At 64.1% G+C, this 26,858-nt stretch carries 36 protein-coding genes; 15 read left to right on the top strand and 21 right to left on the bottom strand.

Annotation, left to right across the window (positions count from 1 at the left end):
* Positions 1–103 precede the first annotated feature (103 nt).
* Together ACTIFK_RS04615 and ACTIFK_RS04610 are read right to left on the bottom strand one after the other, a co-directional pair.
* Complete coding sequence (locus ACTIFK_RS04615; protein WP_439541870.1) at positions 104–1,030, bottom strand: polysaccharide deacetylase family protein; 927 nt, start codon at positions 1,028–1,030, stop codon at positions 104–106.
* Between the two features lie 104 nt (positions 1,031–1,134).
* The gene (locus ACTIFK_RS04610) at positions 1,135–1,560 is read right to left on the bottom strand and encodes a thioesterase family protein (RefSeq protein ID WP_439542074.1); all 426 of its coding nucleotides are present in this window, start codon (positions 1,558–1,560) and stop codon (positions 1,135–1,137) included.
* Between the two features lie 147 nt (positions 1,561–1,707).
* On the opposite strand from ACTIFK_RS04610, the gene ACTIFK_RS04605 reads away from it, so the two are divergent.
* Positions 1,708–1,965, top strand: coding sequence for a hypothetical protein (locus ACTIFK_RS04605; RefSeq protein WP_439541869.1), 258 nt, complete (start codon positions 1,708–1,710; stop codon positions 1,963–1,965).
* Positions 1,966–2,084: 119 nt separating this feature from the next.
* Here the strand turns inward: ACTIFK_RS04605 and ACTIFK_RS04600 are convergent, their stop codons facing one another.
* From ACTIFK_RS04600 to ACTIFK_RS04590, 3 genes are all read right to left on the bottom strand, one after another.
* Positions 2,085–3,383: an OmpA family protein gene (locus tag ACTIFK_RS04600; protein WP_439541868.1), complete on the bottom strand. Its 1,299-nt coding sequence runs from the start codon at positions 3,381–3,383 to the stop codon at positions 2,085–2,087.
* A gap of 240 nt (positions 3,384–3,623) precedes the next feature.
* Positions 3,624–4,253, bottom strand: a complete 630-nt coding sequence (locus ACTIFK_RS04595; RefSeq protein WP_439541867.1) for a Spy/CpxP family protein refolding chaperone — start codon at positions 4,251–4,253, stop codon at positions 3,624–3,626.
* A gap of 185 nt (positions 4,254–4,438) precedes the next feature.
* The gene (locus tag ACTIFK_RS04590) at positions 4,439–4,792 is read right to left on the bottom strand and encodes a hypothetical protein (protein ID WP_439541866.1); all 354 of its coding nucleotides are present in this window, start codon (positions 4,790–4,792) and stop codon (positions 4,439–4,441) included.
* A gap of 200 nt (positions 4,793–4,992) precedes the next feature.
* Here ACTIFK_RS04590 and ACTIFK_RS04585 point away from each other — a divergent pair, with 200 nt between their 5' ends.
* Positions 4,993–5,535, top strand: a complete 543-nt coding sequence (locus ACTIFK_RS04585; protein WP_439541865.1) for an SRPBCC family protein — start codon at positions 4,993–4,995, stop codon at positions 5,533–5,535.
* Between the two features lie 22 nt (positions 5,536–5,557).
* Here ACTIFK_RS04585 and ACTIFK_RS04580 read toward each other — a convergent pair whose 3' ends face one another.
* Positions 5,558–6,454 carry a DUF72 domain-containing protein gene (locus ACTIFK_RS04580; protein WP_439541864.1) on the bottom strand — a complete coding sequence of 299 codons (897 nt, stop codon included), beginning with the start codon at positions 6,452–6,454 and terminating at the stop codon, positions 5,558–5,560.
* Between the two features lie 353 nt (positions 6,455–6,807).
* Here ACTIFK_RS04580 and ACTIFK_RS04575 point away from each other — a divergent pair, with 353 nt between their 5' ends.
* Entirely contained in the window at positions 6,808–7,851 is a 1,044-nt protein-coding gene (locus ACTIFK_RS04575) for an energy transducer TonB family protein (protein WP_439541863.1), read from the top strand.
* A 162-nt stretch (positions 7,852–8,013) separates the two neighbouring features.
* Positions 8,014–9,561, top strand: coding sequence for an MFS transporter (locus ACTIFK_RS04570; protein WP_439541862.1), 1,548 nt, complete (start codon positions 8,014–8,016; stop codon positions 9,559–9,561).
* A gap of 37 nt (positions 9,562–9,598) precedes the next feature.
* Here the strand turns inward: ACTIFK_RS04570 and ACTIFK_RS04565 are convergent, their stop codons facing one another.
* On the bottom strand, positions 9,599–10,408 hold the full coding sequence (locus tag ACTIFK_RS04565) for a DUF2147 domain-containing protein (RefSeq protein WP_439541861.1): 810 nt from the start codon (positions 10,406–10,408) through the stop codon (positions 9,599–9,601).
* A gap of 221 nt (positions 10,409–10,629) precedes the next feature.
* Here ACTIFK_RS04565 and ACTIFK_RS04560 point away from each other — a divergent pair, with 221 nt between their 5' ends.
* On the top strand, positions 10,630–10,893 hold the full coding sequence (locus ACTIFK_RS04560; protein WP_439541860.1) for a hypothetical protein: 264 nt from the start codon (positions 10,630–10,632) through the stop codon (positions 10,891–10,893).
* 27 nt (positions 10,894–10,920) lie between these two features.
* On the opposite strand, the gene ACTIFK_RS04555 is transcribed toward ACTIFK_RS04560, so the two are convergent.
* From ACTIFK_RS04555 to ACTIFK_RS04540, 4 genes are all read right to left on the bottom strand, one after another.
* Positions 10,921–11,709: a potassium channel family protein gene (locus tag ACTIFK_RS04555; RefSeq protein ID WP_439541859.1), complete on the bottom strand. Its 789-nt coding sequence runs from the start codon at positions 11,707–11,709 to the stop codon at positions 10,921–10,923.
* Positions 11,710–11,802: 93 nt separating this feature from the next.
* Entirely contained in the window at positions 11,803–12,204 is a 402-nt protein-coding gene (locus ACTIFK_RS04550) for an FKBP-type peptidyl-prolyl cis-trans isomerase (protein ID WP_439542073.1), read from the bottom strand.
* A gap of 78 nt (positions 12,205–12,282) precedes the next feature.
* On the bottom strand, positions 12,283–12,567 hold the full coding sequence (locus ACTIFK_RS04545; protein WP_439541858.1) for a hypothetical protein: 285 nt from the start codon (positions 12,565–12,567) through the stop codon (positions 12,283–12,285).
* Positions 12,568–12,875: 308 nt separating this feature from the next.
* On the bottom strand, positions 12,876–13,223 hold the full coding sequence (locus ACTIFK_RS04540) for a hypothetical protein (protein ID WP_439541857.1): 348 nt from the start codon (positions 13,221–13,223) through the stop codon (positions 12,876–12,878).
* Between the two features lie 231 nt (positions 13,224–13,454).
* Here ACTIFK_RS04540 and ACTIFK_RS04535 point away from each other — a divergent pair, with 231 nt between their 5' ends.
* The 8 genes from ACTIFK_RS04535 to ACTIFK_RS04500 all read left to right on the top strand — a co-directional run bounded on the left by ACTIFK_RS04535 (position 13,455) and on the right by ACTIFK_RS04500 (position 19,674).
* Positions 13,455–14,294 (top strand): hypothetical protein, encoded by an 840-nt coding sequence (locus ACTIFK_RS04535; RefSeq protein WP_439541856.1) that lies wholly within the window; start codon positions 13,455–13,457, stop codon positions 14,292–14,294.
* Between the two features lie 63 nt (positions 14,295–14,357).
* Positions 14,358–14,627 (top strand): hypothetical protein, encoded by a 270-nt coding sequence (locus ACTIFK_RS04530; protein ID WP_439541855.1) that lies wholly within the window; start codon positions 14,358–14,360, stop codon positions 14,625–14,627.
* A gap of 114 nt (positions 14,628–14,741) precedes the next feature.
* Entirely contained in the window at positions 14,742–15,332 is a 591-nt protein-coding gene (locus ACTIFK_RS04525) for a hypothetical protein (RefSeq protein ID WP_439541854.1), read from the top strand.
* A gap of 82 nt (positions 15,333–15,414) precedes the next feature.
* Positions 15,415–16,185 carry a hypothetical protein gene (locus tag ACTIFK_RS04520; protein WP_439541853.1) on the top strand — a complete coding sequence of 257 codons (771 nt, stop codon included), beginning with the start codon at positions 15,415–15,417 and terminating at the stop codon, positions 16,183–16,185.
* A 100-nt stretch (positions 16,186–16,285) separates the two neighbouring features.
* Entirely contained in the window at positions 16,286–16,768 is a 483-nt protein-coding gene (locus ACTIFK_RS04515) for a hypothetical protein (RefSeq protein WP_439541852.1), read from the top strand.
* 361 nt (positions 16,769–17,129) lie between these two features.
* Positions 17,130–17,414 (top strand): hypothetical protein, encoded by a 285-nt coding sequence (locus tag ACTIFK_RS04510; RefSeq protein ID WP_439541851.1) that lies wholly within the window; start codon positions 17,130–17,132, stop codon positions 17,412–17,414.
* Between the two features lie 329 nt (positions 17,415–17,743).
* A complete protein-coding gene (locus ACTIFK_RS04505; RefSeq protein ID WP_439541850.1) occupies positions 17,744–18,937 on the top strand; it encodes a hypothetical protein in 1,194 nt (397 codons plus the stop codon).
* A 452-nt stretch (positions 18,938–19,389) separates the two neighbouring features.
* A complete protein-coding gene (locus tag ACTIFK_RS04500) occupies positions 19,390–19,674 on the top strand; it encodes a hypothetical protein (RefSeq protein ID WP_439541849.1) in 285 nt (94 codons plus the stop codon).
* Between the two features lie 80 nt (positions 19,675–19,754).
* On the opposite strand, the gene ACTIFK_RS04495 is transcribed toward ACTIFK_RS04500, so the two are convergent.
* From ACTIFK_RS04495 to ACTIFK_RS04475, 5 genes are all read right to left on the bottom strand, one after another.
* On the bottom strand, positions 19,755–20,063 hold the full coding sequence (locus ACTIFK_RS04495) for a polyhydroxyalkanoic acid system family protein (protein WP_439541848.1): 309 nt from the start codon (positions 20,061–20,063) through the stop codon (positions 19,755–19,757).
* A 67-nt stretch (positions 20,064–20,130) separates the two neighbouring features.
* Entirely contained in the window at positions 20,131–20,388 is a 258-nt protein-coding gene (locus ACTIFK_RS04490; protein WP_439541847.1) for a hypothetical protein, read from the bottom strand.
* Positions 20,389–20,602: 214 nt separating this feature from the next.
* The gene (locus tag ACTIFK_RS04485; protein ID WP_439541846.1) at positions 20,603–20,857 is read right to left on the bottom strand and encodes a hypothetical protein; all 255 of its coding nucleotides are present in this window, start codon (positions 20,855–20,857) and stop codon (positions 20,603–20,605) included.
* Between the two features lie 205 nt (positions 20,858–21,062).
* A complete protein-coding gene (locus ACTIFK_RS04480) occupies positions 21,063–21,209 on the bottom strand; it encodes an aa3-type cytochrome c oxidase subunit IV (protein WP_439541845.1) in 147 nt (48 codons plus the stop codon).
* A gap of 218 nt (positions 21,210–21,427) precedes the next feature.
* On the bottom strand, positions 21,428–21,733 hold the full coding sequence (locus ACTIFK_RS04475) for a hypothetical protein (protein ID WP_439541844.1): 306 nt from the start codon (positions 21,731–21,733) through the stop codon (positions 21,428–21,430).
* Between the two features lie 446 nt (positions 21,734–22,179).
* On the opposite strand from ACTIFK_RS04475, the gene ACTIFK_RS04470 reads away from it, so the two are divergent.
* Positions 22,180–22,443, top strand: coding sequence for a hypothetical protein (locus ACTIFK_RS04470; protein WP_439541843.1), 264 nt, complete (start codon positions 22,180–22,182; stop codon positions 22,441–22,443).
* A 185-nt stretch (positions 22,444–22,628) separates the two neighbouring features.
* Here ACTIFK_RS04470 and ACTIFK_RS04465 read toward each other — a convergent pair whose 3' ends face one another.
* From ACTIFK_RS04465 to ACTIFK_RS04455, 3 genes are all read right to left on the bottom strand, one after another.
* Entirely contained in the window at positions 22,629–23,765 is a 1,137-nt protein-coding gene (locus ACTIFK_RS04465) for a hypothetical protein (protein ID WP_439541842.1), read from the bottom strand.
* 99 nt (positions 23,766–23,864) lie between these two features.
* Entirely contained in the window at positions 23,865–24,260 is a 396-nt protein-coding gene (locus ACTIFK_RS04460) for a hypothetical protein (RefSeq protein WP_439541841.1), read from the bottom strand.
* Between the two features lie 109 nt (positions 24,261–24,369).
* Positions 24,370–24,675, bottom strand: coding sequence for a hypothetical protein (locus ACTIFK_RS04455; protein ID WP_439541840.1), 306 nt, complete (start codon positions 24,673–24,675; stop codon positions 24,370–24,372).
* A gap of 303 nt (positions 24,676–24,978) precedes the next feature.
* On the opposite strand from ACTIFK_RS04455, the gene ACTIFK_RS04450 reads away from it, so the two are divergent.
* Positions 24,979–25,266 (top strand): hypothetical protein, encoded by a 288-nt coding sequence (locus ACTIFK_RS04450; protein ID WP_439541839.1) that lies wholly within the window; start codon positions 24,979–24,981, stop codon positions 25,264–25,266.
* An 80-nt stretch (positions 25,267–25,346) separates the two neighbouring features.
* Here the strand turns inward: ACTIFK_RS04450 and ACTIFK_RS04445 are convergent, their stop codons facing one another.
* Together ACTIFK_RS04445 and ACTIFK_RS04440 are read right to left on the bottom strand one after the other, a co-directional pair.
* Entirely contained in the window at positions 25,347–25,832 is a 486-nt protein-coding gene (locus ACTIFK_RS04445) for a cupin domain-containing protein (RefSeq protein ID WP_439541838.1), read from the bottom strand.
* A 149-nt stretch (positions 25,833–25,981) separates the two neighbouring features.
* Positions 25,982–26,305 (bottom strand): hypothetical protein, encoded by a 324-nt coding sequence (locus ACTIFK_RS04440; RefSeq protein ID WP_439541837.1) that lies wholly within the window; start codon positions 26,303–26,305, stop codon positions 25,982–25,984.
* Between the last annotated feature and the right edge of the window lie 553 nt (positions 26,306–26,858).

Here is a 26,858-nt window from a genome sequence, read left to right as displayed (position 1 = left end):
GTTTTTAGGGAGCATACCGACGACGACGACAAGCCGGCGGGTCCATTTTGCGGGCGCCCGCCTTAAAGCCGCGAATCCTGTCGAAATCAGGCCTTGGGGGCCGTCACGGTGACGGCACCGTCTTCACAACGCTCGACAGGGGGCGTTCGCTCCCGGCTGCGGGAAGACCCTTCACGTCCTTCTCGATCATCGCATCGTATTCGGCCAGCGTCTTTTGCTCGTCCTTGGCCTTCATTTGAACGACCTTGTAGCCGCCAGCCTTGAGCGCCGCCAAGAGGGCCGGCATGGCCGCTGCCGTGTGAGGCTGGATGTCGTGCATCAGCAGCACGCCTTTGCCCTTCTTGTCGAGCCGGGCCATGGTCGACTTGACGAGCTGCTCGGACGACTGGCGCTTGAAATCGAAGCTGTCGACGTCGGTCGAGAACATCGCGATGTTGCGGCTCTGGAGATGCGCGAGCGTGGCGGCGGAATCCCTCAGGTAGGGATAGCGGAAGAACGGCGAGATCGGTCCGCCGACCGCGCGGCGCACGCCGCTGATGCCCTTTTCGATTTCGTCTTTCGCTTCCTGATCCGTCTTCTTGCGCAGGTCCTGGTGCGACCAGGTGTGGGTGCCGACGGTATGGCCGCGATGGGCGACATCGCGGATGATTTCGGGAAGGCCTAGCGCCATCTTGCCCAGGCTGAAGAAGATCGCCTTGGTGCACTGTTCGTCGAGTGCGTCGAGAATGGCCTTGGTGGTTCTCACCTGCGGGCCGTCATCGAAGGTCAGCACGACTTCCTTGTCCTGCAGAAAATCGTAAGCCTTGTAGTGCTCGAAGCCGAAGCCCGGGCCGCCCTTGGTATCGATCTCGACGGTGCGCGAGACGCCGAGCGCATCGGGATTTGCACAGGCCGTTTTCGGCGGAGGAGGCGTGGGGAGGGCGGATGTCTCAGTGGCGGCTGCCGGTGCGGCCTTCGTTCCGGCGTCGCCGGCATGAGCAGCAGTGACACCGGCAATCAGCACGAGCAGAGCAGACAGCGAGCTACGCATTCGTTTTCCTCCCGATTCCTCGCCCGGTTTTAGCAACAAAATCCGGCGCCGGGGAGGCCTCTGCCCGTTATCCTGCGATATTCCTCAGGGAGCGCACTGCCGTGTCAGCCGGGTGGACGCCTGCCCGCGAGCCTGGCTTCGAAACGGCCAATGTCGACGACGAGCCGGGTGTGGGTGGCTTCGCCGATCGGCCCCGCCGCATCGCGGGCCACGATAGAGAAACTCAGCTTGCGCCCGTCGACCGCGGTCAGCGTCGCCTCGGCCGAGACATCGAGACCGGGAGGGGTGGCGGCGGTGTGTTTGACATCGAGGGCAACGCCGACGGTTGCTTCGCCGGGTTTCAAATGACAGTCCGCGCATGCGACGGCCGCTTGCTCCATCAGCGCGATCATCGCGGGCGTCGCATAGACGGCAATCGAACCGCTGCCGAGCGCGGGCGCGGTGAGAGCGCCGGTTACGTTCGCCGTTGCGCGGCCGACGAGGCCGGGTTGCAGAGTTGCATCGGAAGGGGATGCTTTTTCGGGCGGCATGATCGTCACTCCTGTCGTGTGATCCACTGTCGTGCGTTCCACGTTGCGGGTGTTACCGCGGGAACAGCGAGGACGCGCGAGGCCGCCTAGGATCGCGAAATCAAATCACACGAGGCCCAACCCGAGGGCCTTCAAATGGAGGCACCCATGACCCGCTCGATCCTGCGCACCACCGCTTTCGCCGCGCTTGCAGCCACTGCCGCTTTCGCATCGGCGTCCGGCGCTTTCGCCGGCGGCGGCGGCAAGGAATATTTTCAGGAAACCTATCGCTTCGACAAGCCGATGAACGGCTACCAGGGATTTTCGGGCGCCTATCACTGCTCCTACGTGAAGACGCCGAAGAATGTCTGTGATGCCGCCGGCCGTTGCAAGCGCGTCTGGGAATTGCTCCAGACCTGCCAGTAAGCGCCTCGCTCGTTTTTTTAGTTTCCTCCTCCCCCACGACCTTGGCCCCGGCTGGCTCGCGCCCCGGGGTCTTTTTTTTTTTGATGAGGCCAGTACCTTTTTTGATGCGGCCAGTGCGGTCAGCGCGCCACGCGCAGTTCAACCCGGCGATCGAGCTGGAATAGCGCTTCGCCTGAATAATGGTGACGGTCCACGCCCATGAAGGGTTCGGACTTGCCTTTCGGCGTCAGCTTCAACTCACCTGAGTAGCCGCCGTTCTTCAGCAGATCGGATACGGTCGCGAGGCGGTCGCGCGAGAGGTCCATGTTGTATTCGGATGTGCCGCGCTCGTCAGCGTGGCCGGTGAGTTCGACCGCCGAGAGACGCTTCAGCGTCAGATACTCGAGCAGCAAGCTGGCGGCGTGTTGTCCCTCCGGAGTGAGGGTCGCTTCGTTGTAGACGAACATGATCGGGACCGGGATCGCTTCGGTTTTTCCAGGCTGCGATCCGGGTGCGATGGGGGCCTCGGCGGTCGTAACCGGCTTTTCCGGCGCAGACCCGTTTTCGTGCGTGTTCGTCGTCGCGGATGAAGACGCTCCGGCCGAACTGCCGGCGTTCGCGGTGGCCCGGTTGGCGGCACTGCTTGCGCTTTCGTCATGCTGCGCAGGCTGCTCTGGTTTGGCCACCGGCGCGGGTTGCGCGTCGGGCGCGACAGCGAGCTCTTGCGTGTCCGGCTTCGGCTCGACTTTAGCTTCGTTCTGGGGCTTCGCTTCGCCTTTGGAGTTCGCTTCGCTTTGGGCCTTTGCGTCCTGCTCCTTCTTGGCGTCTTCGCGGGCCTTGGCGACCAGATCCTCGAATTTCTTCATGACGTCGTTGGCGACCACGGAGGCAGAACGCTGGGCGGGTTCGGCGGGCTTCTCCGCGACCTTGGGCGTTTCGGCTGCGGGCGGCGCGGGCGGTGTCGCGGATGCCTCGAACGTGAGCTTCGGATCCGTGGTCGCGAAACGGTGCTCGGTCGAAAGGCTCCAGTCGCCGTTCGCGTCCGCTTTCACGGTGCCGGCCGGCTTGCCATTCTCAAGCACGGTCACATACGAGTCCGGCTCGGCACGGCCCGCGAACACGGACGGTCCGTCCGGCGAAACGCGGGAAATGTCGAGGGCGACGCTGCCTTGCTTCGGCGCTTCACCCGGTTTTTCCGGGCTCAGTGCGGCGGTTGTTTCCTCGATGGCCTTGGCGGCCTCGTGCTCGGTCGGCGCGACTTCACGGCTTTGTGACGCCGTGGCCGCGGGGCTCGGGTTCTCCTTGGATCCCGGATCCGCCGGCGCTACGGCCGTCTGCTGCTGCCACGGCCACGTAATGCCGAAGGACCCGGCAGCCAAAATGGCTGCGATTCCAACGCCTACAATCAGAAATAGAACGAGCGCGCCGCGCCGAAGCATGTGCACCTCAACTGTGTCCGGGACCAGATCTATTACGATGGTCCATGAAGGGCGGCAGATCAAGGCGGGGAATGGGGATCAGCGCGAAAGAAAACGGCGCAGAGCGGGGCCGCTCTGCGCCTGACGGGGCATGTGGGGGGGGGGATACATGCCCCGCCTGACCGGGTTTCGTTGCTACTGGCGGGTGTTGGTGATGGAAAGGGGCAGCCGGCTGAAGTCGCGCTGCCCCTCGCTTCAAGATCAGCCCTTGTCGTTGGGAGTTGAGGGAGTGGGGCTGTCGTCACGGTCCGGGCCGTCGCGGTCGCCGCGGTCATGCGGGGCGCCGTCGCGCTTCCAGTGGCGCTTGCCGCCACCGCGACGGTCGGTGAGCTTGGCCTTCTGCTCGTCGGACAGGGCGGCGTAAAACTTCTCCGCGGCCGGGCGATAGGTCTTCAGCGCTTCGAGGGACGCCTCAAGGCCGACCTGGGTCTGCGCCAGGCGGTCGAGCGGCGTCACCTTGGGTGCTGCTGCCTTGTCGTCTTCGTTCGCGGTGGTGTCGGGCTTCTTCGGGCAGCCTTCGCGCAGCTTCTCGGCCGCGGTGCGGGTGGCCGTCTTGAACTCCTCGAAAGCCGCCTTCTGCGCGTCGGTTATGTCGACGCGATGCTCAAGGCGCACGAGCATGATGTCGGTCACTTCCGCCGATTTTCCGCGGCAAATCTTGCCCGACGGTCCGCCGAAGCCGAGGCCCATGATCCCGGCGCCATAGCCACCGCCGCCGTGGCGGCCCTTGTGGCCATCCCAATGGCCGCGCTGGGCCATCGCGCCCGCGGCGACGAGGCCGACGCAGGCTGCCGCGACACCGGCGAGAACGTACTTACCTTTACGTGTCATCTGTCAGTCTCCCTTGCTCGATCAGCGCGGGCCCTGAGGCCGGCTCCGGTGGGGGCCCGGCGCGCTATCGTGATGAGAGAAACGGCAGCTCATGCGTTTTCCGTCGCGCAATTTTCACGCGACACTCAAGCGAAGCGGTGCGGAGGGGCGATCTGCGCCTGTTATTAGCAGCGGAGCGGATCGTGTTATTTGCAGCGGAGCAGATCGTTCGAGCCGTGCTCGTCGCCCATCGTCAGCGTGTCGCCCGACACCGTCAGCGTGAAGTCGTACGGCGTATCGCTGCCCTCGACGGTGCAGTCGGCCTTGACCTTCCATTGATTGTCCGCCTCGTCGGCGGATTTGAACCGGCAATGGGTTTCGTGCTGGTCGTAGCCCTTCTCGGTCATGACGAGAGGGGCTTCCTGACGATCCTGCTCGACCTTGCATTGCGCGAGATCGGAGGCCCACGTTCCCACGTAAGGTGGCTCGGCGGCGCACGCGGGCGATGCCAGCGCGAGGGCGATCAGGGTGGTGGGGAGGAGCGTTCGAAGCGTGCGCATGTGCGGTTCTTTCCAATATTTTTTGGGCGGGGGTGTCCCGGCGTTCCGCGCAGGCAAGCGTTGCCGGGCGCTCCTGTCAAGCGTTTGGCGCGAGAGGGGCGGTGGCGCGCCGCGGCAGTGAGTGATATGCCAACGGCCGCGCGTCGCAACTCCCGTGTCCGGCGGCGCGCGGCGTAAGGCGCAGTGAAGGAGCTTCGAGAATGCTGAAACGTATCCTGCTCGTCGTCGTTGCGATCGTGGCTGTGTTTTGCGGCTACGTGGCCATGCAGCCTTCGACCTCGCGCATCGAGCGCAGCGCGATCTTCGTGGCGCCGCCGGCCGCCGCGTTCGCCGAGGTCAACGATTTTCACAACTGGCAGGCCTGGTCGCCCTGGGCCAAGCTCGATCCCAACGCCAAGGCGACTTTCGAAGGTCCCGCCTCCGGTGAAGGCGCCGTCTTTCACTGGGACGGCAACAACGAAGTCGGCAAGGGCACGATGACGATCACCGAAAGCCGGCCTGACGAGCACATCGGCATGCGCCTCGATTTCGAGAAGCCGTTTGCAGCCACCAGCAAAACCGAATTCACGTTCAAGCCGGACGGGCCGCGCACCATCGTGACCTGGGCGATGACCGGCGAGTCGCCGGGATTTTTCGTCAAGGCGATTTGCCTGCTCATGAATTCCGACAAGATGGTCGGCGATCAGTTCGAAAAGGGCCTGGCGACGTTGAAGAAGATCGTCGAGGGCAAGTCGGCACCCTAATCCGCCGGGTACGGTCGCGCGGTCATTTCGCCCGTTTGGCTTTCGGGGCCGGCTTGGCCGGTTTTTTCGCGCTGGCGGCTTCGGTGTCGTGGGCTTGTGCTCCGACGGGCGTTCCGAGCGCCTGCGCAAGGGCCTGAGCGGCGGCGGGGGCGCGGATTTTGCCGCCGTGGATGAAATAGACGAAGACGTCCCGGGGCTGGCTTTTGCTTTTGGCAGGCGCCGGCCCCACAACGTGCGCGGCGGTCTTTTCAGGAGCGCCGCCTTCGGCCCACGTTGCGGCCGCCTTGGCCCAGTCCTTGATCTCCTTCGGCGGGTAGCAGGTCGGAATGTCATCCTCGCCCTTCTGCAGGCGGGCATAGACGAAATCGCCCGTGAGATCGGCGATGGCGGGATATTCGGGATGGTCGGCGTAGACGACTGGGATCTCGAATTCGCGGAGCAGGGCGACAAACTCGGCACATTGGAAGGTGGGGTGGCGCACCTCCACGGTATGGCGGAGCGTTCGGCCGTCGAAGGACTTCGGGAGCAGCGCAAGGAAGGCGCCGAAATCCGCCGCGTCGAATTTTTTCGTCGGAGCGAATTGCCAGAGCATGGGTCCGAGGCGATCGCCCAGCATGGTCGGGCCCGAGTCGAGAAAACGCGAGATCGAGTCTCCGGCTTCGGCGAGCACGCGCCGGTTGGTGGCGAAGCGTGGACCCTTGAGCGCAAAGACGAAGCCGTCGGGGACTTCGCCGGCCCACTTGGCGTAGGTCGCGGGCGTTTGGGAGCGGTAGTAGGTGCCGTTGATCTCGATCGAGCCGAGGGCGCGGCTTGCGAATGCCAGCTCTTTGGCCTGGGCGAGCTTCTCGGGATAGAACGTGCCGCGCCAGGGCTCAAAGGTCCATCCGCCGATCCCGGTTCGAATATGTGCCGCCGACATGGCCTGTCCTTTTTTTGCGAGGGGTCGATCCGCAGTCTGTACGCACAGCCGTTCAGTGGTTCGCGCGGCTCGGGGAATTTGGCGCTTGCTCCGTCGGCATATCAGCCTGAACTCATTGGTTCAGCAAGTGTTTCACTTTTCGCCGCCTCATCGATGCGCTGATCGGCTGCGCGTTCATTGTGCGCGTCCGATCTCAGGGCCACGCGCCTGATCGAGAATGATTTTTGCGGGGATACAGGCCGCCCGGCCCAAGACGCGGCGCTCTGTTTGGATGAAGTTTGCGGTGCAATGCGGTATGTGCCGTAGGGCGGCAGCGCCGCATTGTTCGGGCGCATTCACGATCCCATGGCAGGATGGACGCAACCGAAGACACCGTAGGACCCACGGAACGCCTCGTTCCGCCGCTCGACACCGGGCAGCGGGCGTTCAGGATTGCGCTCGGCGTGGCCTTCCTCATTCACGCGGCCTTTCTGATCCAGATCGGCCGTGCGGTTCCGCGCGCCGTGGGCAATCCAGGTGGTCAGCCCGATGCGATCGCGGTCGATCTCGTCAGTGCAGCCGATCTCAAGAGCCGCGAACAATTTTCATTGCCGCCGCCCGGTGCCTCGCCCGTCGCGCCTTCGCCGCCGCCCCAACCGCAAACGCCGCCGCCCGAGCCCGCCGCAGAGCCCGCGCCGCCCACGCCGCCGGAACCTGTTGTCGAGCCGAAGCCGGTGCCGCCTGAACCTGCGCCGCCGCCTGAGGTGAAGGCGCCCGACGTTCCGAAGCCAGACGCCGAGGTCAAGCCTCCCGAAGCGCCGAAGCCGGAGGCAAAAACGGCGGAGACCGAAAAGTCCACTCTCCAGGATTTCGAGTCGACGCTGCCGGACCTCGCGACGGTGCCGATGCCAAACGAGAAGGACGAAGCGGCGGAACCGCCAAAGCCTGAACCGGACGCGAAACAAGACGCCAAGCCCAAGGAGGAGCCAAAGCCCAAGGAGGAAACGAAGCCGAAGGACGCGAAGCGTCCTGAGCCGGCCAAGAAGAAATCCGCGGCGCTCGATGTCCGGCCGCCGTCGCCACAGGACCTCGCGAATGCTCCGGCCGGGCGCTCGGCCGCCGCGACGCGTCCGCCGGGGATCACGCGATCGGGCGAAAACGACGATTTCGGCCGCGCGGTCGTTCTGGCGCTGCGTGGAACCATGCCGCCTCCGCGCGGCGTGCTCGGCAGCGTTGTCGTGCGGCTCATTCTGACGGAGAACGGCGATCTGGCGAATGTGCAGGTGCTGCAGGCGTCCGGGCGCGCGGGGCTCGACGAAAGCGTCGTGTTCGCGACGAAGCAGACGTATTTCCCGTTGCCGCCGTACAAGTCGACGGTCGCCGATCGCACGTTCACAATCCGCTACGTCTATCGGTAAGGCGCTCAGCGCTCGTCCTTTCGTGCGGATCTCGGATCGCGGGCGGGATTTCGCCAGCCAATTTCTGCACGCCTGGCGCGGCCGATCCGCGCCGTCCCTTCCCCTCAAGGATCGGATGTGCCATTCCGGCGGCGCGCGATCTCCGCGCGGCCGGAGACCTCGATGCACGGAAGTGAAGACACCGGCCAAAGCGGCCTTACAGGCCCGACGGGCGCAAAGGCGACGCGGCGGGACTGGATCGGTCTCGCGGTGCTGGCGCTGCCGTGCATCCTCTACTCGATGGATCTCACGGTGCTGCATCTCGCCGTGCCGCAGATCGCGGCCGCGCTGAAGCCGAGTTCGTCGGCACTGCTTTGGATCGTCGATATCTATGGGTTCATGGTGGCGGGCGCGCTCATCACGATGGGCACGCTCGGTGACCGTATCGGACGGCGGCGCCTGTTGCTGATCGGGGCGGCCGCGTTCGGCTTGACGTCGCTGCTCGCGGCGTTCTCGACCAGCGCCGAGATGCTGATCGTGGCGCGCGCGCTGCAAGGGCTGGCGGCGGCGACGCTGGCGCCTTCGACGCTGTCGCTGATCCGGAACATGTTTCACGATCCCGCAGAGCGCGCGTTCGCGATCGGCGTGTGGGTGGCGTGCTTCTCCGCGGGTGCCGCGGCCGGGCCGCTGGTCGGAGGCGCTATTCTCGCCCACTACTGGTGGGGCGCGGTGTTCATCATCAATGTGCCGATCATGCTGCTGCTGCTCGCGGTCGGCCCGCTGCTGCTGTCCGAATTCCGCGATCCGAACGCCGCGCGCATGGATCTGCCGAGTGCAGCGCAATCGCTCGTCGCCGTGCTTGCGGTCATTTTTGGCATGAAATGGACGGCGGAAGTGGGTTGGGGTGTCGTTCCCGCGGCCGCGATCGGCATCGGCCTCGCGATCGGCGTGCTGTTCTTCCGGCGGCAGGCGCGGTTGGCCGATCCGCTCATCGACGTGCGGCTGTTCAAGGTGCGCGGCTTCAAAGCGGCGCTGCTCACCAACATCGTTTCGTTGTTCGTGATTTTCGGCACGTTCCTATTCATTGCGCAGTATCTGCAGCTCGTATTGGGCATGGGGCCGCTGGAGGCGGGGATCTGGACCGCTCCGTCCGGCGTGGTGTTCGCCGTCGGTTCCATGGCGGCGCCCGTGCTCGCGCAACGGTTTCCGCCGCATCGCGTGATCGCCTCGGGGTTCCTGATCTCGGCCGTGGGCTTCCTGCTCATCACGCAGCTCGACGGCGTGACGAACGCGTGGCCGATGTTCGTTGGCATGATGATCTTCTGCCTCGGCCTTTCGCCGATCGGCGCCATCACGACCGATATCGTCATGGCGGAAGCGCCGCCCGAGCGGGCCGGCGAGGCATCGGCGATTTCGGAGACGAGCTTCGAGTTCGGCGGCGCTCTCGGCATTGCGGTGCTCGGCAGCGTGGTCACGGCCGTCTACCGGAGCATCATGGCGGATGGGATGCCGGCCGGATTGTCACCGGAAGCGATCGATGCGGCGCAGGATACGCTGGGGGGCGCGATGCAGGTTGCCGCTCAGATCGGTGGAGAGGCAGGCGCGCGCTTGATCGAGACGTCGCGCGAGGCGTTCGTGACTGCGTTCGAAATTGCGGCAGGTGTCTCGGCGGCCGGGGCCTTGTGCGCGGCGTTTTTCGCGGCGACCATTCTCAAGAGTGGAAAGCGGTGACGGTGGGGACACGTCCCGCACCGTCACCCGCCTCTCGTCAGTCGCGGCAAGGGACCGAAATGACACGACCGACGTAAGGGATCTTGAACTTGCACTTGCGCTCCGGCTCGAAGCTTTCTTCCGTGCGCTCGACCTTTGCAGATGCTTCCTCTTTGGCGGGAGCCGCGGTTTCCTCGGCCTTCGCTGCGGGCGCGCGTTCTTCGGCGACAGCAGGCTTCGACGGCTCGGCCGCTTCAGGGGCGGCGGCGACTTCGACGTCTTCCCGCTGGCGCTTCGGAGCGGCGATCAGCGCCATCGATGCGCTCGTTGCGTTGCCTTGGCCGAGCGCCCGCTTCTTGGAGGGCTTCTCGGCTGCTGGTTCGCGCCGCTCCACGGCGACGGGCTCGCGCTCCGGCGTGACTTCGGCCTTCTTGACTTCGACGGGCTTGGCCGGTGCGGCCGCGTTGGTCTCGCCGCAGCGCGCGACGTCATCGGGTGCGCGCTTCCACGTGTAGGTCTTACTGAAGAGCGATCCGGCGTTGCCGATGACCTGCAACTTGTCATCCGACAGGCGGGTCAGCTCGACGCTGTATTTCTTGCCGCGGTCCGGGCTGTAGATCCATCCGCCGCCGCTGTCCGTGACGTTGCCCAGGATCTGCATGCCGCAGCGCTTGGTGTTCTTTGCGTCGGTGACGTGAACGACATAGCCGCAGTAGCCGTTGCCGCTGCCGCAGGGTGCGATTTCGACGGCGCCGCGGCCGTTGTGGTCGAACCAGAGGCCGGTCGGGTCGGAGGCGGCGTTGGCGGATGCGGACCAGAGCGAAGCTCCGGCGACGGCGGCGAGCGACAGTGCGCGGGTGTTCAGCATGGCGGGTCCCTTTATGAAAAATCAGATGCAGGCTTCCTTAACGGGGACATTGCCGTTCGCCCGCCCCGGCAGCTATTCCGCACGGAACACCCCTGCAACTCGCGATCCCTGAGGGATGGCGGCGTGACGCGCCCGATCAGCAGCCTCGATGCGGAGCATCGGCGCCCTTGATGCGGAGGCGGGATTGCGTACATGCTGGGGGAAGGAATGGAGATCCGATCATGACACGCACACGTTTGCTGGCCCTCGGAATGGCGGCATGGGGCTGCCTCGGCGCGGCGCCGGCGTTGGCGGATTCGTTTTGGGATCTCGAGGCGGCACGTGCGAATGCGCGAGCCGGCGGCCCCGTCAGCGCGCACGACGCCGAGCTGCTCGAACGCTACGGATGCCTCAGCGGCACGAACAGCGACTTCTGCCGGAAGCTGAGCGAGCGGGACAACCGCGCGTATCGCGTCAACAAGAAGCGCCGTCAGTCGCGGCAGTAGGCCGCCAGCGCCACCGGTACGCCGATCCTAATCGCCCTCGTTCGGGATCGAGAGGATGTGGCCGCATGCCTTGCAGTGCACCGCGTCGAGGTCGTGCTTCAGGAGGGCGCACTGCGGACAGCGGAAACGGACCTTCGATGGCTGTAGCAGCGTCCGCACGAGGTTGAGGAAGAGCGTCACGCCCAGGATCATGATGACGACGGAGATCAGGCGGCCGGTGGTGCCGGGCAGCGTGATGTCGCCGAAGCCGGTGGTCGTGAGCGCGGTCACCGTGAAATAGAGCGCATCGGCGTAGTTGGCGATCTGCGGATTGGTGAGGCGCTGGGTCTCGTAGACGATCCCCGACATGCAGAATAGGAACACGCCGAGGTGGACGGTGGCGAGGATCACCTCCTCATTGCGCCGGAACCAAGGGCTGTCGGCCCGCAGACGGGCGAGCAGTTGATACGTGTGCAAGAGGCGCACGGTGCGGAGGATGCGGAGAAATCCGCCGGCGCCACCGAGCAGCGGCGCGAGAAACGAGACGACGGCGGCCATGTCGGCCCAGGTGGCGGGATGGGCCAGCTCGCGCCAACGGTTTCGGGCAATCGACAGGCGGGCCGTGAGATCGGCCAGCAGCAGGAAGCCCAGCACGAAGTCGATGCCGACGATGGCGCGCGTGCGCGGCAGAAACGACGTCGCGACGATGAATGCCACCGTCAGGACATCGAACGCGAGCAGGGCATAGCGGAAGCGATGGCCTTCGGGCGTACCGGATTCGTAATAGTGGCGCAGCGTGTCGAGGAAACCCTTCGAGCGTGAGGCTGCCGTGGCCATGGCCTTGGGTTCCGATCCTGAGCTTATCGCAATACGGCCCGGCCTTTTGGACCGGGCCGCTTCTGGCCGACGTTGTTCGATTGCGGCCGGGCGCTATTTTACGCCCAGCAGCTCCACGTCGAAAATCAAAGTTGCGTTCGGCGGAATGGCGCCGCCGGCGCCGCGTGCGCCATAGCCGAGTTCAGCGGGGATGACGAGCGTGCGCTTGCCGCCGACTTTCATCGTGGCGACGCCTTCATCCCAGCCCTTGATGACCTGGCCGGTGCCGATGCGGAATTCGAACGGCTCGCCGCGATCGACGGAGCTGTCGAATTTCTGGCCCTTGGCGCCGTCCTCGTACAGCCAGCCGGTGTAGTGCATGACGCACGTCTGGCCGGTCTTCGGCGTCGCGCCCGTGCCGACCACAGTGTCGGTGATTTTCAAACCTGATGCTGCCACGGGGGCTCCTGAGTCTTGTGCTGCCGCCGGCGTAGTCGGGGACAATGCTGGTGTCATGATGAGAAAGAGCGCCGCAATGGCTGCGGCGCGGGGGAAAGTTGCTACAGAGATCATGCGTGTCCTTACGGTGTCGCTCTATTGAGCGGCTTTACGTTTTGCGTCCATATCCTTGATGTACGCGTCGACGTCGGCTTCTGTCACTTCCTTGTTGTCGACAAGTGCTTGTAAACAACCTTGTGACAGCTCTGTGGCCTTGGATTTCATGCAGGCGCGCAGTTCCGGGCTGCCGACGGCAAGGTTTTCGCAGTGCTTGTGATAGTCCGCGCGGCAAGCGTTCCTGACCGCATCATTGACTTCTGCATGCGCACTGGTGGCGGCGAGGCCGAAAGCAAGCGGCGCAATCATGAGCAAGCGGTTCATGGCAATTCCCTCTCGAAGATGACGCGGATGGCGTGGGCGAGTGGATAGCACATCTCCGGTGACGGGTGGAGATGGCACGAAGGGCACGCCGAAAGATCGCAACCATGGCGGCGCGGCCGGTGCGATGGGCGGTCAGCGGCGATCAATCGGAAATTGCCCGGTGGAGGCGACGTCCAGTTGAAGCGAGGTCCGACAGCTCAACATGCGAATCGACATTTGCATGCACGCCGCGCGCGCGGCGACGGCAAGACCAGCCGCCGAGGCGGCCGAAAGCTGCCGCCTTCGGTCCCGGACCTCGGTGCTTTGTCTTAGAAGTTGACGTTCTGGATCACATAGCTGCCGGCGGCCGCGATCAGGCCCGCGATGAGGATGAAAGGCAAAATCGTCACCAGAACGCTGAGCAGCCCGATGAAGGCCTTCAGGATCTGCTCCGCCGCCTTCCAAAGCTGGATGATGGCCTTGTAGAGCACGTAGATGATGGCGATGACGACGGCCGCCAAGACGGCGATCTTCCAGATTGGCAGCGACTGCCAGTCCGATTGAAAAATCGCCACCATCTGGCCGAACGACCAGTTCCAAATCAGCTCGAAAAAGCGAAAAATGGCAGCAATGCCTTGCTGAAGAAATTGCACAATCTGATTGATGATCCCGTTCATCGGCGTCGACTCCCCTGTCCCGTCCGTGAATGCTAGCACCGGTCCACGACAATTCGAACGATTTGTGCGGAGGACGTGTACGGTCCAACGGCTGGTTCGTCACCGTGCTGTCGCCCGTCTGTCACTGTTCCGGCCCAATGTGTGGATAACCAATGTTCAGCGGACCGAGCTGGAACAGGCTGCGCGCAACGGCCGGGTTCGGACGCCGCCGGGAGACCCCAGGAGCCTCACATGCCAAGACAATTCCTTTTCGCCATCGCAGCGGCGATGGCTTGCATCGTTCCCCTTGCCTCGGCCGAGGCGCAACGGGGCCGCGACGACTGGCGGCCCGACAATCGCAGTGAGTGGGAGTTGCTCGGTTCGGCCCAGATCGGCACCCGCCTCGAGCGTGACGTCATTGAAGTCGGACGGCGCGAGGGTCGATTCCGGACGATCGCTTTCGCGGTCAGCGGCGGCGATGTGCAGATCGAAGAGCTGAAAGTCCTGTATTCGAACGGCGAGGCCGACCAGATTCGCGTGCGCGAGGTGCTGAAGGCGGGCTCGCGTTCGCGTCCGATCGACCTGCCCGGCCGCGGTCAATTCATCCAGCGCATCGAGGTGGCCTATCGCTCGGCCGGCCCGGTGAAAATCGACTTCTACGGCGAGAAGGGGCGCAGCCCGCCGCCGCCGCCAGCCTGGGTTGAGCTTGGCTGCCAGAGCGTGGGCTTCCTCGATTCCAAGGACTCGATCCGAGTCGGCCGCCGCGAAGGCGCGTTTCGCGCTCTCAAGCTGCAAGTTTCGGAATCGAAGCTGCGGTTGCAGAAGTTGCGCGTGGTGTTCGGCGACGGCACGACACAAGTCTTCGACGTCCGGTCGGTTATTCCGGCGGGCGCCGAGACGCGGCCTATCGATCTCGACGGCCGGCGCCGCATCATCGACCGCATCGATCTCGAATATCTGCCGTCCATCAGCCTGAAGCGCAGCTCGCGCGTTTGCGTGCTGGCCATGGAAGGCGGCGGCGGTCCCGGTGGGCGTGACGATTGGCGCGACGGCGGCCCTGGGCGTGACGACGGCCGCCCCGGACGGCGCTAAGGCGAACGCGTCGTTCCGCGCCTGTCCCGTCACCCACGATCACTTAGAAAAGGACATTCGTTCATGAAGACCATCCTGAAATCAGCGCTCGCTGCCGCAGCGCTTTTCACAGCATCGATGCTGCCTGCGTCGGCGGCGCCCCCCGCCGACCAGGACGCCTGCAACAAGACGGCGTTCGAACTCGCCGAACTGGCGGCCAGCAAGAAGCTGGGCGAGGCCGAAGCGGTCAAGGTCGACGAGCTCGTGAGCAAGCTCGAAGGGCAGTGCGCCGACAGCAAGTTTACGGACGCGGATGCGACCGCCAAGGAAATCGAGGCGGCGCTCGGCAAATAAGCGGTCGAGGCTTACGCGCTTTCCTGATCCTGCGGGAACAGACGCCAACGTGCCGGCATCGCATCGTCGCTCCCTTGCGCCGGTGCTGTGCCGGCATTTTTGCAGGAGGCGAACGTGAGCAACATTTTCGATGGGCTGTACGTCGATCAACTCTTTCACAAGAACGAACGCGGCGAGACGATCTTCTATCCGTTCGGTCTGATGGGGCGCGGGTATCTGCTGCCCGCCGACCGCGAGGCCGGGATGCGCCGGTCAATGCGCTGGCTCATGGCTTTCTCGCTGCTGTTCGGCGGCTTCTTTGGCGTCGTCGTGCTGCGCATGCTTGCGCCGCTTGAGACCGTGCCGCTGCTGACGTGGCTGATCGGCGGGGCCGCATTCGCAGCGGGGCTCGGCGCGATCGTTTATATGCAGTCGCGGTTGTCCCACGGCCTCGAGCCGATGCAGGGTCCTGCGCCCACGGTTGGGGAATGGTTCCGGCGCGGACGTGCCGCGCGCGCACCTTGGACGCATCGCGTCTGTCTCGGACTCGGGCTTTTCTCATTGGTCTTGGCCGCAGGTGGTTTTGCAATGGGCGTTACGGAAGGCGACTGGACCGGCTTTGCGGCTGGTCTCTTCATGCTGGCCGTCGGCGCGCTGCTCACATGGGACGGCGCCCTGGGACTCAAGATGCGGTCGCGGGGCGACACGCCAGCGCATACGTCGTAAGGCGCGCGCGTCATAGGGCGTGCACGCTGTCATGCCCAAGAATGATCATTGGCCATCGTGTGGCGCGTGATAAATCCCCGTCATGCGCCCGATCACCATGATCTCGTTCCGTTGCCGCTGCGGCGCCGATAGCGCGCCGCCGTCGCGCGCGAGCCATTCTTGGGCGCATGTGGCCGGGCTCGGTGATTTCATCACGCTCGTTTGGCACGCAAGCGAAGCGGGGGCACGGCTCGCGGCGCGGATCGGGGCGAGCGCGGGGCAGAACGTCGACATGCCACGCTCGCAGCCCGCGGTCGGCGCGCGCCATTGGGTGTCGCTCGGCGATCATTTCGCCGCCGACGCCGATGCGCCGTTCTGGGTGCTCTACGAGACGCCCGAGATTTTTTACATGGGGTTCGACGAGCCTGAGGCGCGGCTGAGCGATCTTGCGCTTTTGCAATGCCGCATCGAGGGCTTCGACCGCACGCGTGACGCCGCAGGCGTCGCGGTCGCAACTGTCGAAGCGGCCCTGCAAGTCGATGATCTGCTCGCCCTCACGCCCCATCGAGACCCTGTCGCGGCCGGTTTGTGGGGCGCGTTCCAAGGCGCGCGAAATGCCCAGGTGATCCGGCAGGGCGCGCTTCTCTATTTCGAGGCGCGGGATGACGGATGGGGCGGCTGGGCGCTGACGCGTCATGCGGACGGCGTGGCGGACCTGCTCATGCTCGCCGACTATGGCAACCACGATAGCCATGTTTGGGCGGGCCGGCTCAGGATCTATGAGGGCGGGGCTTGGTGCGTCGAGCGCTCTCCGGACGAGCTGGCAGCGGCCATCGAGGGGAATGGCGGTGAAGACCGCCCCGGCGGGTCGTGATGGTCATTGCGCGGATGGCCTGTAAATGAGACAATCGGGTATTCGGGAGAACGATGTTCGACACCACGAGTAGACCCACGTTTGATCGTCGGAGGCACGCGTGACCCGATCCGTCCCAGCTATCGCCATCGCTCTTATTTCCGGCGCGTTCTTTCTCGCTCCGGCGGCCGAGGCGTGCATTTCCTGCAATTACGTGCCGGAGGTGGTCAATACGCCGGTCTCGCCTTCGCCCCGGGCCAAGCCGAGCCGGGTCGCGAAGCCGAAGCGGGCGCCGGTGAAGGAGTACGTGGCGCGGCCGCCGCAGAAGCGCGTCGCGAAGCGTCCACCGGCCGAGAAGGACGTGAAGGAAGCCAAGACGCCCGACACGACCAACGAGGCGGCGACCGAGACGCAGCCGGATACGGATGCCGGCAAGACGACGCCGATCGAGCGGCAGGCGGACACAGACGCGGCAACCGATACGTCAACGGCTGCCCTGACCGATCCCGATGCGCCCGCGGCCGAGCCGAAGGCCGACGAGGCGCGCACCTGCAAGAAGTTCTCAGCCACGGTCGGAACCGTGGTTACCGTGCCCTGCGAATAGGTTCGCGCGGTGTTGCGGGCCGCAGCCTACTCGCGGCCCGATTTCATGCGCCGTCCGTGACGGCGCGTTCGGGGTGGCGCATTCGTCGCTGCTGCCGCCGGCTTCCAAACCTTTCGAGACTCGACACCGGCCTCTAGATCCGTTCCGCTTAAATGAATCGCGGAACGACTCTAGGTCTCTGGTTTGTCGTGCTTCTTACCGGACACTGTCGCTGGCATGGCTCCGCCATGACCGGTTCCCACTTTTCCGGAAGCACTCTAGGGTCCGGCGGCCCGAGCTGCGCGCGTTTGGACCTGTACGGTTCGTCGCGTTCATGATTTAGGATGGGCATGAAGAACCACACGAAACGGAGTTTCAGGGCATGACGGATACGACCGAGGAGATCAATCAGCTTAAGCGCGAAGTGGCCGAGCTTTCCGGGCTGGCGCTGGCGACGGGCGTCATTCTCACCCAGCTCCTGCAGGCCAACCTGAAACGCGAGCTCAACCCTTGGAATTCCGCGACCAAGCTGATGGCTGAGGCGCGCACCGCCATCGAAGGTTTCCCAGCTGAAACGGACGGCGAGCGCGATCCGGCGATGAAGCAGCGCGCCCTCGAAGCGCTGAAGCAATACGAAACGCAGATCCGCTCGGTGCTGCCGACGTAAGCACGTACGGCTCCCAAGGGGGCTGCCGCAACCGCAAAACTCCTTCGCTTCCTGAGTGGATCCGGCGCTTGACCGCGCGGATCAACGGCGGTCGGCTGCGCGTGGTCAATGCGCAAGCGCTTCAGCCGATGCGGCACCGATTGGCTTCCCGTCACAGCAGGCTTAGCGCGGTCCGTTTGCGTCCGAGTGAGCAGCCGCAGCATTGAAAGTCGCGGACTTCGTCAGTTCGGTGCCTGTACAGGCAACCGTTAACGGAGCATTGTGCGCGCCTGGGTTTGCGTATCGCGGGGGCGATCATGGAGTGCGGGTCGGATCAACTCGTCTGCCACATGCTGACGTGGCTGACGGAGAACGAGCTGGTTGCAAGTGGATTTGCGGAGCTACTGGCGGGGCTCGGTGAAAACGCTCAAGGAGCAGCGGGCGTCGCGGCCGGCATCGTCAAGGACTATGGCCAAGCCATTGTCGGCTTGCTCGGTTTGTCGTTCGGTTTCTATCGATGGTGGCTTTACCGCGAGCACATCCTGCACAAGCGTCTCGCCGAATATATTTCCGCGCGCGACGGTCGTTTGAGGGATGTCAGGTCCCAGGCCATCGAGGCGATACAACGTCCCGCTCCCGGACAGGCGTTCGATGCGCCGCTCTTCATCGACAAGGAGTTGCGATCGGTACTTCGCGAAACGCGGTGGGACCACACTGCGGTCGCGCTCACCGTTGAGAGCAGCTCGGACTGGCAGCTTTCGAGCGCCATCGAAAGCATCATGAGGAAGCTGCAAACAGCGGAGCGTGAAGCCTCGTCGCTGCGTCAGGAGCTTTGCACGGCCTATAGCGTGCGCGGCGCCATCGCGGCGTCTTCGACGAAGCAGGGCAGTGCATCGAAGGCACTCGATCACTTCCGGATTGCGCTGGGCTTGCCGGGGCATGATAGCGACGTGCTGCTCAAGGAGCTTGAGGCGCATCAGCTTCGGAAGCTGGGGCATTTTCAGGCTGCCGAAGCTGCTTACGAAAGAGTTGTGGCTCTGGCGGACGGCATCCAGTCAGATCACGACAGGGACATCATCAAGGCGCGAGCAAAACGGTACATCGCTGAAATTGAGCTGTTTGCATTGCCTAAAAATGCCTACCTGATGTTGACTGCCGACATGGCGGTCGGGGCCTACGCACCTGGCGCGCTCGCGTTAATGGAGCGCTGTCAACCCTTGAATGCGTGGGAATTCGTCGAAAAGGGAGACACGCATTATCTAGCCGCGTTTCTGGCTCACGCTCTCGGCTACACACGAGCAGAACCTATCCAACTCGATGCAGCAGCGGCAAGTTATCGAGCTGGGCAGGTCGCGTCGGGCGGGCGACGTTGGTCGACCCGGCGGCTTAGAGCTCGAGTGAAAGAGGGGCTAGCGCGCGTTGCCACCGCCCAGGCGCTCGGCACCTATGACGCTGGCTGGTTGCCAAAATCACAGCAGCCGCAACAGCCATCCGCCAAGATAAGCACCGCCGGCAGCGACCAAGCCGTTTCCGAAACTGCGTAGGACGGCGGCGCGGGTGACATCGGTCAGGCCGAGTTCCTGGCCTCGACGATAGAGAGCGTGGTGCTCGGCATAGGATGCGGACGCCAGCGCAATAGCGCTCGCGGCGATGGCCCAGAGTCCGAGATTGCCGTAGCCCGCGACACTCGCCGCGAAGATCGCAAGAAAGCCAAGCACGTCAGCGCCTCTCTTGGCCGCGACGCGCACGGGTTGGGCAGCCGTCGCTGTTCTTGCAGATTCGCCGTATCGGTTGAAAGACGTGGGGTGTTTGGTCATCCTGAAGAACTGGGGACAGGTTAGGAAAGATCAAGGCCGTCAGGGACTTCCAATCTGTCCGGTCGCGGCTCGGACGAACCGGTTTTGCGGCTTACCTTTGATGCCGAACGCCGTCATTGCTCCGGCCGCGGATCGCATCCAAACTGACGGCCTTCCGTGGCTCAACATCGAGGCTGCCCATGAAGCTCGTTCTGCCACTCGCTGCACTCGGCTATGTCGCGTCGGCAGGCTTTTGCCTTGCTGCTGTTCTTGACGAAAAGAGTTTGGCACCGGCGTGGGTCGCCGCAAGTCAGGCCGAGAAGGACGCTTGGATCGGTGCGTTCAAGTTTGAGAAATCCACGGCGGACAGGCCGGAAATCGCCAAGTGTCTCGACAAAATGACGGTGTTACCGCTGTTCGAGACCAACAAGCTCTCGGGTGTGGCCTCGATGTGCGAAACGGCCGTCGAGCGCGGAGGTATGTGAGCCGCGGCGCTTTCGATGACGTTGCTCTTGGAACCGCAGCTCATTCGTTGTGAACGGCCGCTTGCGAAAGGGTCGGGCGGTCATTTCTTTTCGAGCAGAATCTGGCTCTTCGATTTGATGGCGCCCTGGATCATCTCGCCGAAGCGCTGCAGCAGCCAGGGCAGCGTGACCTCGATGCGCACATCGTTTTCGGCAACGGCGACATTGCCGAACGCCTCGTGGCCCATGGCCTTGAGCTTGAAGGTCATCGTATCGCCGGTCCAGACCTCCTCATCCAACGTGAACATCGGGAGTGAGGCGGTGGCCTTGGCGAGGCCCGACTTGAGCCGGCGCGTCGCTTCTTCCTTGCCGAGGCTGTGGGAGAGGGTGACGACGAGCGGTTTCGACATTCTGTCCTCGCGGCGGCGGGTGATGGCCGATAGATAGGCATCGGCGCATCGCCCCGCCAGTTGCGGCTTACTTGCAGGCGCGCTGCTGCGCCGTGCACTCCGTGACGAACGTCCCGTCGACGCACTTCATCTTGATCGGGCCCTCAGGCGTCATGCCGCGCGTATCGATGATCGTCTTGATGCCGCCGTTCGCCATGATCTCGGCAATGCCCTTGGTGAGGCCCGTTCCGACAGCGGCCATGGGCTTGCACTCCTTGGCGGCGGCCACCCCCGACACTGTCATTGCTGCAGCGGCAGCGAGGGTCAAAATCTTCAGCGATTTCATGATGGTTCTCCCGTCTTCGCCGCCGACTCGGTGGCGGCCTCTCCGTGTATTTACGTAAGTAGCCAGATTCGAGGCACGGGAGGAGAACGGGGCACATGTGATGCCAATGGATCACACCGCGCGTGCGCCGATCGACTGGGGTGTGCATGACGCAAAAAAGCTGCCCGGGTGTCGGCCCGAGCAGCCTGTCATCTAATCCAATATCTGGCGCGATCTAGAATTCGATCCAGACGCCCTTGTTCCAGTAGCCGCGGCCGCGGCTTTCCCGCCAGCGATACTTGTGGTCGTGTTCTTTGTCCCATTTCCAGTTGTCGTCATAAACGTGGAGGCGGAATTCCGGCTTGTATTCGTATTTTTCCTTTACCTTCCAGCAGTCTCCTTCGTCGTTGCAGACGATGGCTGCAGAAGCACCCGTCGTCATGAGTGTCAGGGAACCTGCAACAGCCAACGCGGCGATTTTAATCGACATGTCCTGCTCCTTTTTTCAGCAGTGATGGGTGAGGAACGCGCGCCCTCCGATGTTTGGTTCCGTAATGCTCCGTCGGCCGAAAGAGGAAGCCGATCTGAAGCGGTCCTGATCGAGCGCACTTCCTTACCGAGAGAAACTTTGCCTCTCTCGCTGATGTGCGCGCGGGGGTTCTGGCCTCGATCAGCCCGCCAGCCGTCGATTGGCGCTAGAGCAGAAACGTGGCCATCAGGATGAGGACAAGCGCCGCAGCGCACAGGGCCATCCCGACGCCCCGCAGGAACGCGTGATAAGTCTGGACGTGCGCCTGGTAGTCATTGTCTTGGTCGTTGTAGCCGACGGGATAGGTCGCCATGGGGTGTCTCCATAGGCATGATCCCTCAGTATTTTGCCCCGTGAATTGAAGGTGGCGCGGCCTGGCCGCTTTGCAAGGCCTTCGGCCCGGATGTGAGGCCGCAAAGCGCGTTTTTCGCGCCTGCCTTCGGCGCTCATTTTCTCACCTGCCTTCGGCACACATTCCTTGCCTGCCTTCGGCACACATTTCTTGTTTCTTGCCCGCCTTCGGCAGGACGCCTACCACGCGCAGTTGTATTTCTGGATGTCGGGTTCTTTCTTCATTTCCCGGATCGTGAGGGAGCACATCATGCCGGTCAGCGTCGGATCGCCTTGGTTGAGTGCATCGTTCATGCCGAGCGTGCCGCGCAAGGTCTTGATGTAGACGCGGGCTTCTTCCTGCTGGTCACCCTTCAAGCCGTCTGCGCACTTTTCGAACTTTGCGAAGAAGTCCTTGCACTCGGCGAGTTGATCCCCGGCGAAGGCGGGGTTAGAGACAAGGGCGGCGAGGGCGATGCTGACGGCGAGGCGGCGGGGTGTCGTCATGGGCTCGTTCTCCGAGCGGCTCCAGCGGGCGCGCAGTCCGAAGTCTATCTCATGTCAGTGCATCGGGCAGCAGGTCTTTGGCTCGGTCCGTTGCGCGGCGTGCTATATGAGTCGCGCTTGCTTTCTCGTCGCGACGCTGGCCACCGGCCATCGGCGCGCGACGCGAAGCCGGCATTGCCTGTTATCAATCGAGGAGGATTTGCGCGATGGCCAGGGGCGTTCAGAAGAGCAACAAGGAAAAGCGCAAGCCGAAGCAGGACAAGACCAAGCCCGGCGCGAAGAAGTAGGAGCGGCGGCATCGGCTGTCTCGATCCGGTTTTCCGCCGGTCTCGAGCGCCGGCCTCTCGCCAACTCTCTGCCCGGCCACGCCGGCTGTCTCAACCGGCGGTCTCCATTCGGCCGTATGTCGGGGCGAACGTCTTTTGTCCGCCTCGCAAGGAAAGCGCATGATTCACTGGAAACCTGTCGACGAATACGCCGAACCGAATTGGATGAAGGACGGAACGGCGCTGCCGCCGTGGCTGTTCTGGCGCACCAAGAAGGGCGCGGTGCTCGGCTATCTCCGCGACGGCGAGCTGTTCGACTGGAAGTGGGTCTACGTGTGCGACGCCAACAAGGTAACGCACTATTCCGAGGTGAACGGGCCGAGTAGCAATGTCGTGGACCTCGAGAGCTATCGGGACGCGCATGAGGCGGAGCCGGACGCCTGACCATTCGATCAGGCTGCTGCGGGCTGGAACGCCGTGCAGCGCTGTCCGGATTGCATTCCGACAGATCGCTTATGGGTCCCGTGGATGCGAGATCGTAAGCGCGGGACATTTTATGTCAGGTCGCTGGGTCGGGGATGAGTCAGGTCCCGAACTCAGGTTCCGAACTTTGGGGCAATCCGCCGGTGCTACTCTGCCGCGCCGTGCTTGATGGCCGCGAACCTGGCCCGCGCCTTCTCGAATTTCGCATTGAAGAGCCACATCGCATCGAGGATCTCGCGATAGGTCGCCGATTTTCTGGCCCTATCTGCGTGGCCGAACGTGAAGATGCTGTTGTTGCGCAGGAAGCCCATGATCCGTCTGTCCGAAATCTCGTAGGCGGCGACATCTCCCGATTTTAGCGCCGCCCGCGTCGGCGTGGGTACGATCTGGATGAGCTGGAACAGCTTCATCTGGTCGATCTCGTCGGGAAGCATCGCGACAATGGCCGGAATGTCCTCGAACAAATCCGCGTGCGCGTTCATCAGGCCGTTACGCACTGCGGTCCAGTGGTTGAACCGCTGGTCGATGCCAGCGGCGCGGGCTTCCTCCGCGTCATCGCGGGCGGCGACGGCGGGATCGAGCTTCGCGACCGCCTGCTTGATCGCGGCCCACTTCCTGCGGCCGTTGCGATCTTCGGTCGGGCCGGTCTGCAGGCTGCCCTTGTAGGTATTCGAGCGCGCGTTGCCGATGTTCTGGCGCGCGTTCGTCTCGGCGAAGAAAATGCCGAGCGCGATGAGGCCTGCGCGCTCCGCGGCTGCAGCGTCGGCGCCCTTGGCGCGCGCAATCGCGGTGCCGAGCTGAACGACATCCCGGAGCGGCGTCTCTGAGCTTTGCGCGTACGCGGGCGGGGCCTGCATGATGCGAAACAGGTCGGCGTAGTCCTCGATCAGCGGCTCGATACCCGCCTCGAAGTACGCGGGCGGGACGCTGAACTTGTTCGGCCGTCCGATGCGCGATGGAAGAACTTCCGTGAGGTCCTTGTAGGTGCTCATCACCTTGAGGCGGGCGAGGTAGATCGCTTGTCCCGGCAGGCTTGGCAGCGCCTTTACCTTCGCCTGCTTTTTCGCGGGCTTTTGTGCCGGTGCCTGCAGGGCGTCGATCTGCGCGCGGCGCTCGGCCAGTACCTTTTTGAATGCCGCGAGAGCCTTGTCGTAGGCCGCGACTGCCGCTGCCTGCTCTTTGGTGAGCTTAGGCTGTGTCAGCTTAGGCTGCTCGGCCTGCGCGGGGATAACGATACTTGCCGCTACGCCTATGCACGTCGCGACAACAACGAGTGCCCGCATTTTTAGTATGGACGAGTGGGCCATCATGCGACGATAGCGGCAACCTGCGGGGGCGTCATCCCCGCGGCTGCCGCTTTGCCGATTACGCGTGCGTCGCGGTTAGTGGGCCGGTGCTGCCGGGGCGGGAGGTGCGGCCGGGCCGGCGCCTTCCGTGCCTGCGCCCGCACCCGTGCTGGCGCTGCCGGTGCTGGCTGCATTGGCATCCTTCATCAAGCCCTTGTCGCAGGCGGCCATAAACTCGCTCTGGTCGATGCCGGCGTCGCCGTTGGTGTTGGCGGCCTTCACGTCGGCGACGAAGGCAATCGCCTGGCCCGCGCCTATCGTCGGCTTATTGGATGGGTTGGCTTTCTTCCAGGCGGCCTCGCATTCGGCCTTGGCCAACTTCACGCCCGCAGGCTTGCCGATTTTCACGCTGCCTTCAGCGGATTTCTCCGGCTCGGCGAACGCGCCGGCTGCCGTCAGGGACAAAATCATCAGGGATGCAAGAACGCGCATGGGGGGGCTCCTCTCTGGCTGGTTTTGTCCAGAAATGCGAGAGCGCGGGAATTGTTCCCCGGGGAGGTGGGCAGCTGGCAGCCGGCAACGGGCAGCTGGCGGGCAAAAATCAGTGGCCGCTAACCCCGGGCGGAATCCAATAGGTGTCCGGCCGCATCAGCCGGATGGATTTTTTGCCTGGGCGGTACATTTCGCGCGCGGCGAGTTCGATCGACCGGCGGCTTGGCTTGAGCTGCCCCGCGACGTCATCGGTGCTGATGTGGGTGACCTCGACCTCCACCTGAACGACGTCGTTGGTCTTCGGGTCGCGCGCGGGCCAAAGGAAAAACGTCCGGCCGTCGTGATGGAGCCAGTTCTGACTCTCATGCGGAACGGCCGGAAAATCAGCGAGTTCGAGCGTCGGCTGGTGGGGCATTTGCGGGCACCTCTTGGGTTTGGTCTTTTTGGTTCGGTCTGGGCGTGCACCACGAAGACCGATGTTAGGAAATTGGCGGGGCAGCGCAATGGAAAAGGAGTTGGGCAGTCGGCAGCAGGCAGCGATTATCGAGATGCGGCGATGCAGCACCGCGTGAGGGAAGTCAGGTGCCTCTTCGTCTTGCGACAGTGCGTCCGCCCTGCGACAGCCGGCTGCGGGAACGGTTTGGGGGCGGCCACGTTCCGATATCAGACCATCAGGCGTTCGCCTTAACCGCGCGATGCCTGGGACATGGAGATGATCATGAAAACTTATATCGCGGCCGCGTTGGGCGCGGCTCTCATGGCCGCACTCGCAGTGCCTGCCGCTCAGGCCGACAGCTCGCTCAGCGGCGTCGAGAATTCCCGCGCCATGGAGCGCGGCGGTTTTCGTCTGTCGCGGCAGGATCGCGAGAACCTGCGCCGTTACGGCGGCAATGATGACGGCTACTGGAGCGGCTATCGGCCATACCGTTACAGCTACGGCGGCCCGGGCGTCAGCATCTATGTCGGCCCGCGTCATGGCTACGGTTACGGTCCCTACGGCTACTAATGCCGTACGTTCGCACTGACGCTGTGTGCGTTGCTTGATGGGCGGCGGCGGATTTTCCGTTGCCGCTTTTTAGTTCGGTTCTACCCCGTCTCCCCATCGTAGTAGTCGACGGTGGCTTCGGCGCGGAAGATCTTGCGGAGGCCGGAGTCGTTGCTCGTGCCGGTGACGATCGAGACCTTGCCCGAGTCCGGGTATTCGCAGGCGTCGATGTCGGAGAGGTTCGAGAGGGCGAGGTAGCGCATCGTCGTCGTGCCGGTGTTGATGATCTGGTGGGCGACCTCGGGGCCGCCCGTGGGGCAGGCGATAACGTCGTGCTTGCGGATCTTGTAGCGCGCGGTGCCGAAGCGCAGCTCGCCTTCGCCTTCGAGGATCAGGAACATCTCTTCCTCGCCGTGATGGGAATGGAACGGGCACTGCACCTTGCCGGGCGGCAGGACGGTGAGATTGTAGCCGAGCTTTTTCGCGCCGATGTGCGTGCCGATGCTGGCGCGTTTGGACGTGTAGATGCCGTTCTCCTCGACGTCGTCGAACACGGCGTCGTCGAGGTTCATGATGGGCTTGATCATGGGGTGCTCCGTGCGGTGCGTGCAGCGGTGAGGCGTCGGCGGGGCACGGGTCGCTGGCCCGCACGCGCAAGCTTATCCTGCCTCATAGATGTGTTGCCACTCGCTGTGGCGCGGAGTGCATCAGGACTTTGCGCGGGCGCGATCGCGACCTAGCGCGGGGGCGTGTTGGCGTCCTCGGGGTAGTACTTCAGTGTCCGTTTGCAGGCCGCCTCGTATTCCGCTTTGCTCATCCCCGTCTGCGCGTCCCAGGTCTTCATGCATTCGGCCACCTCGGCGGCTGTCTCCGGATACCGCTGGGGCGGGACCGCCGAGGCGTCGCCTTTCGGGGGAGCGGGCGGGGGAGCCGTCGTCTCCGCGGCCGGTTCGTTCTGGGCGACGGTTATCTCGGGATGGGCAGCAGGCTGGGCTGCCAGGACGGCCACGCAGGCCACGATTGCGGCAACGGTCAGCGTCGAGGTCAAGCGCTTGTCCATGGCGGACGCTCCTTGAACGCTCGGTGGGTGGACTGCGGCCCCCCCCGAGCGTGAGGGTTCGATGCCGCTCGTCCACTATCGAACCGAGAGCCGGCCTATTGCAAGAGCGGGCGCGGAAGTTGGTAAGTGAAGTGTGGGCAGCAGGGAGTGGGCAGTCGGCAGTCGGCAGTCGGGGACGTGCTTGGATAGCCGCGAGGGATCGATCTCGTGGGCGTCAGGTTGGTTGGGCTCAAAGAGCGGGTCGCGCCGGAGGCGCGCAAACAAAAGGCGAGACTTTCCCCTTTCGGGGGTGGAGCGGCGGAAGCCGACCACGGGAAGGATGCGGCTTTCGCCGCCCCACGCAAACGCCTCCACCGGTACGCGGCCTATTGGGCGACCATCCAACCGCCCGCAAGTTGATCTCCTCCATCGAGCGAGACCGCCGCGCACACTTCCAGAACTAGCTGATGGAACCAGCAGGTAGAGGAGACGCTGCTCCCGCTCGCTCTGTCACCCAGCACGCGCCAGGCCCCCGAATGAGCGGGATGGGCTAGGTTACGGCGGGGATAGTGGA

The organism is Hyphomicrobium sp. (assembly GCF_051860585.1).
Classification (GTDB): domain Bacteria; phylum Pseudomonadota; class Alphaproteobacteria; order Rhizobiales; family Hyphomicrobiaceae; genus Hyphomicrobium_C.
This window is presented reverse-complemented; position numbering and strand designations above follow the sequence as displayed.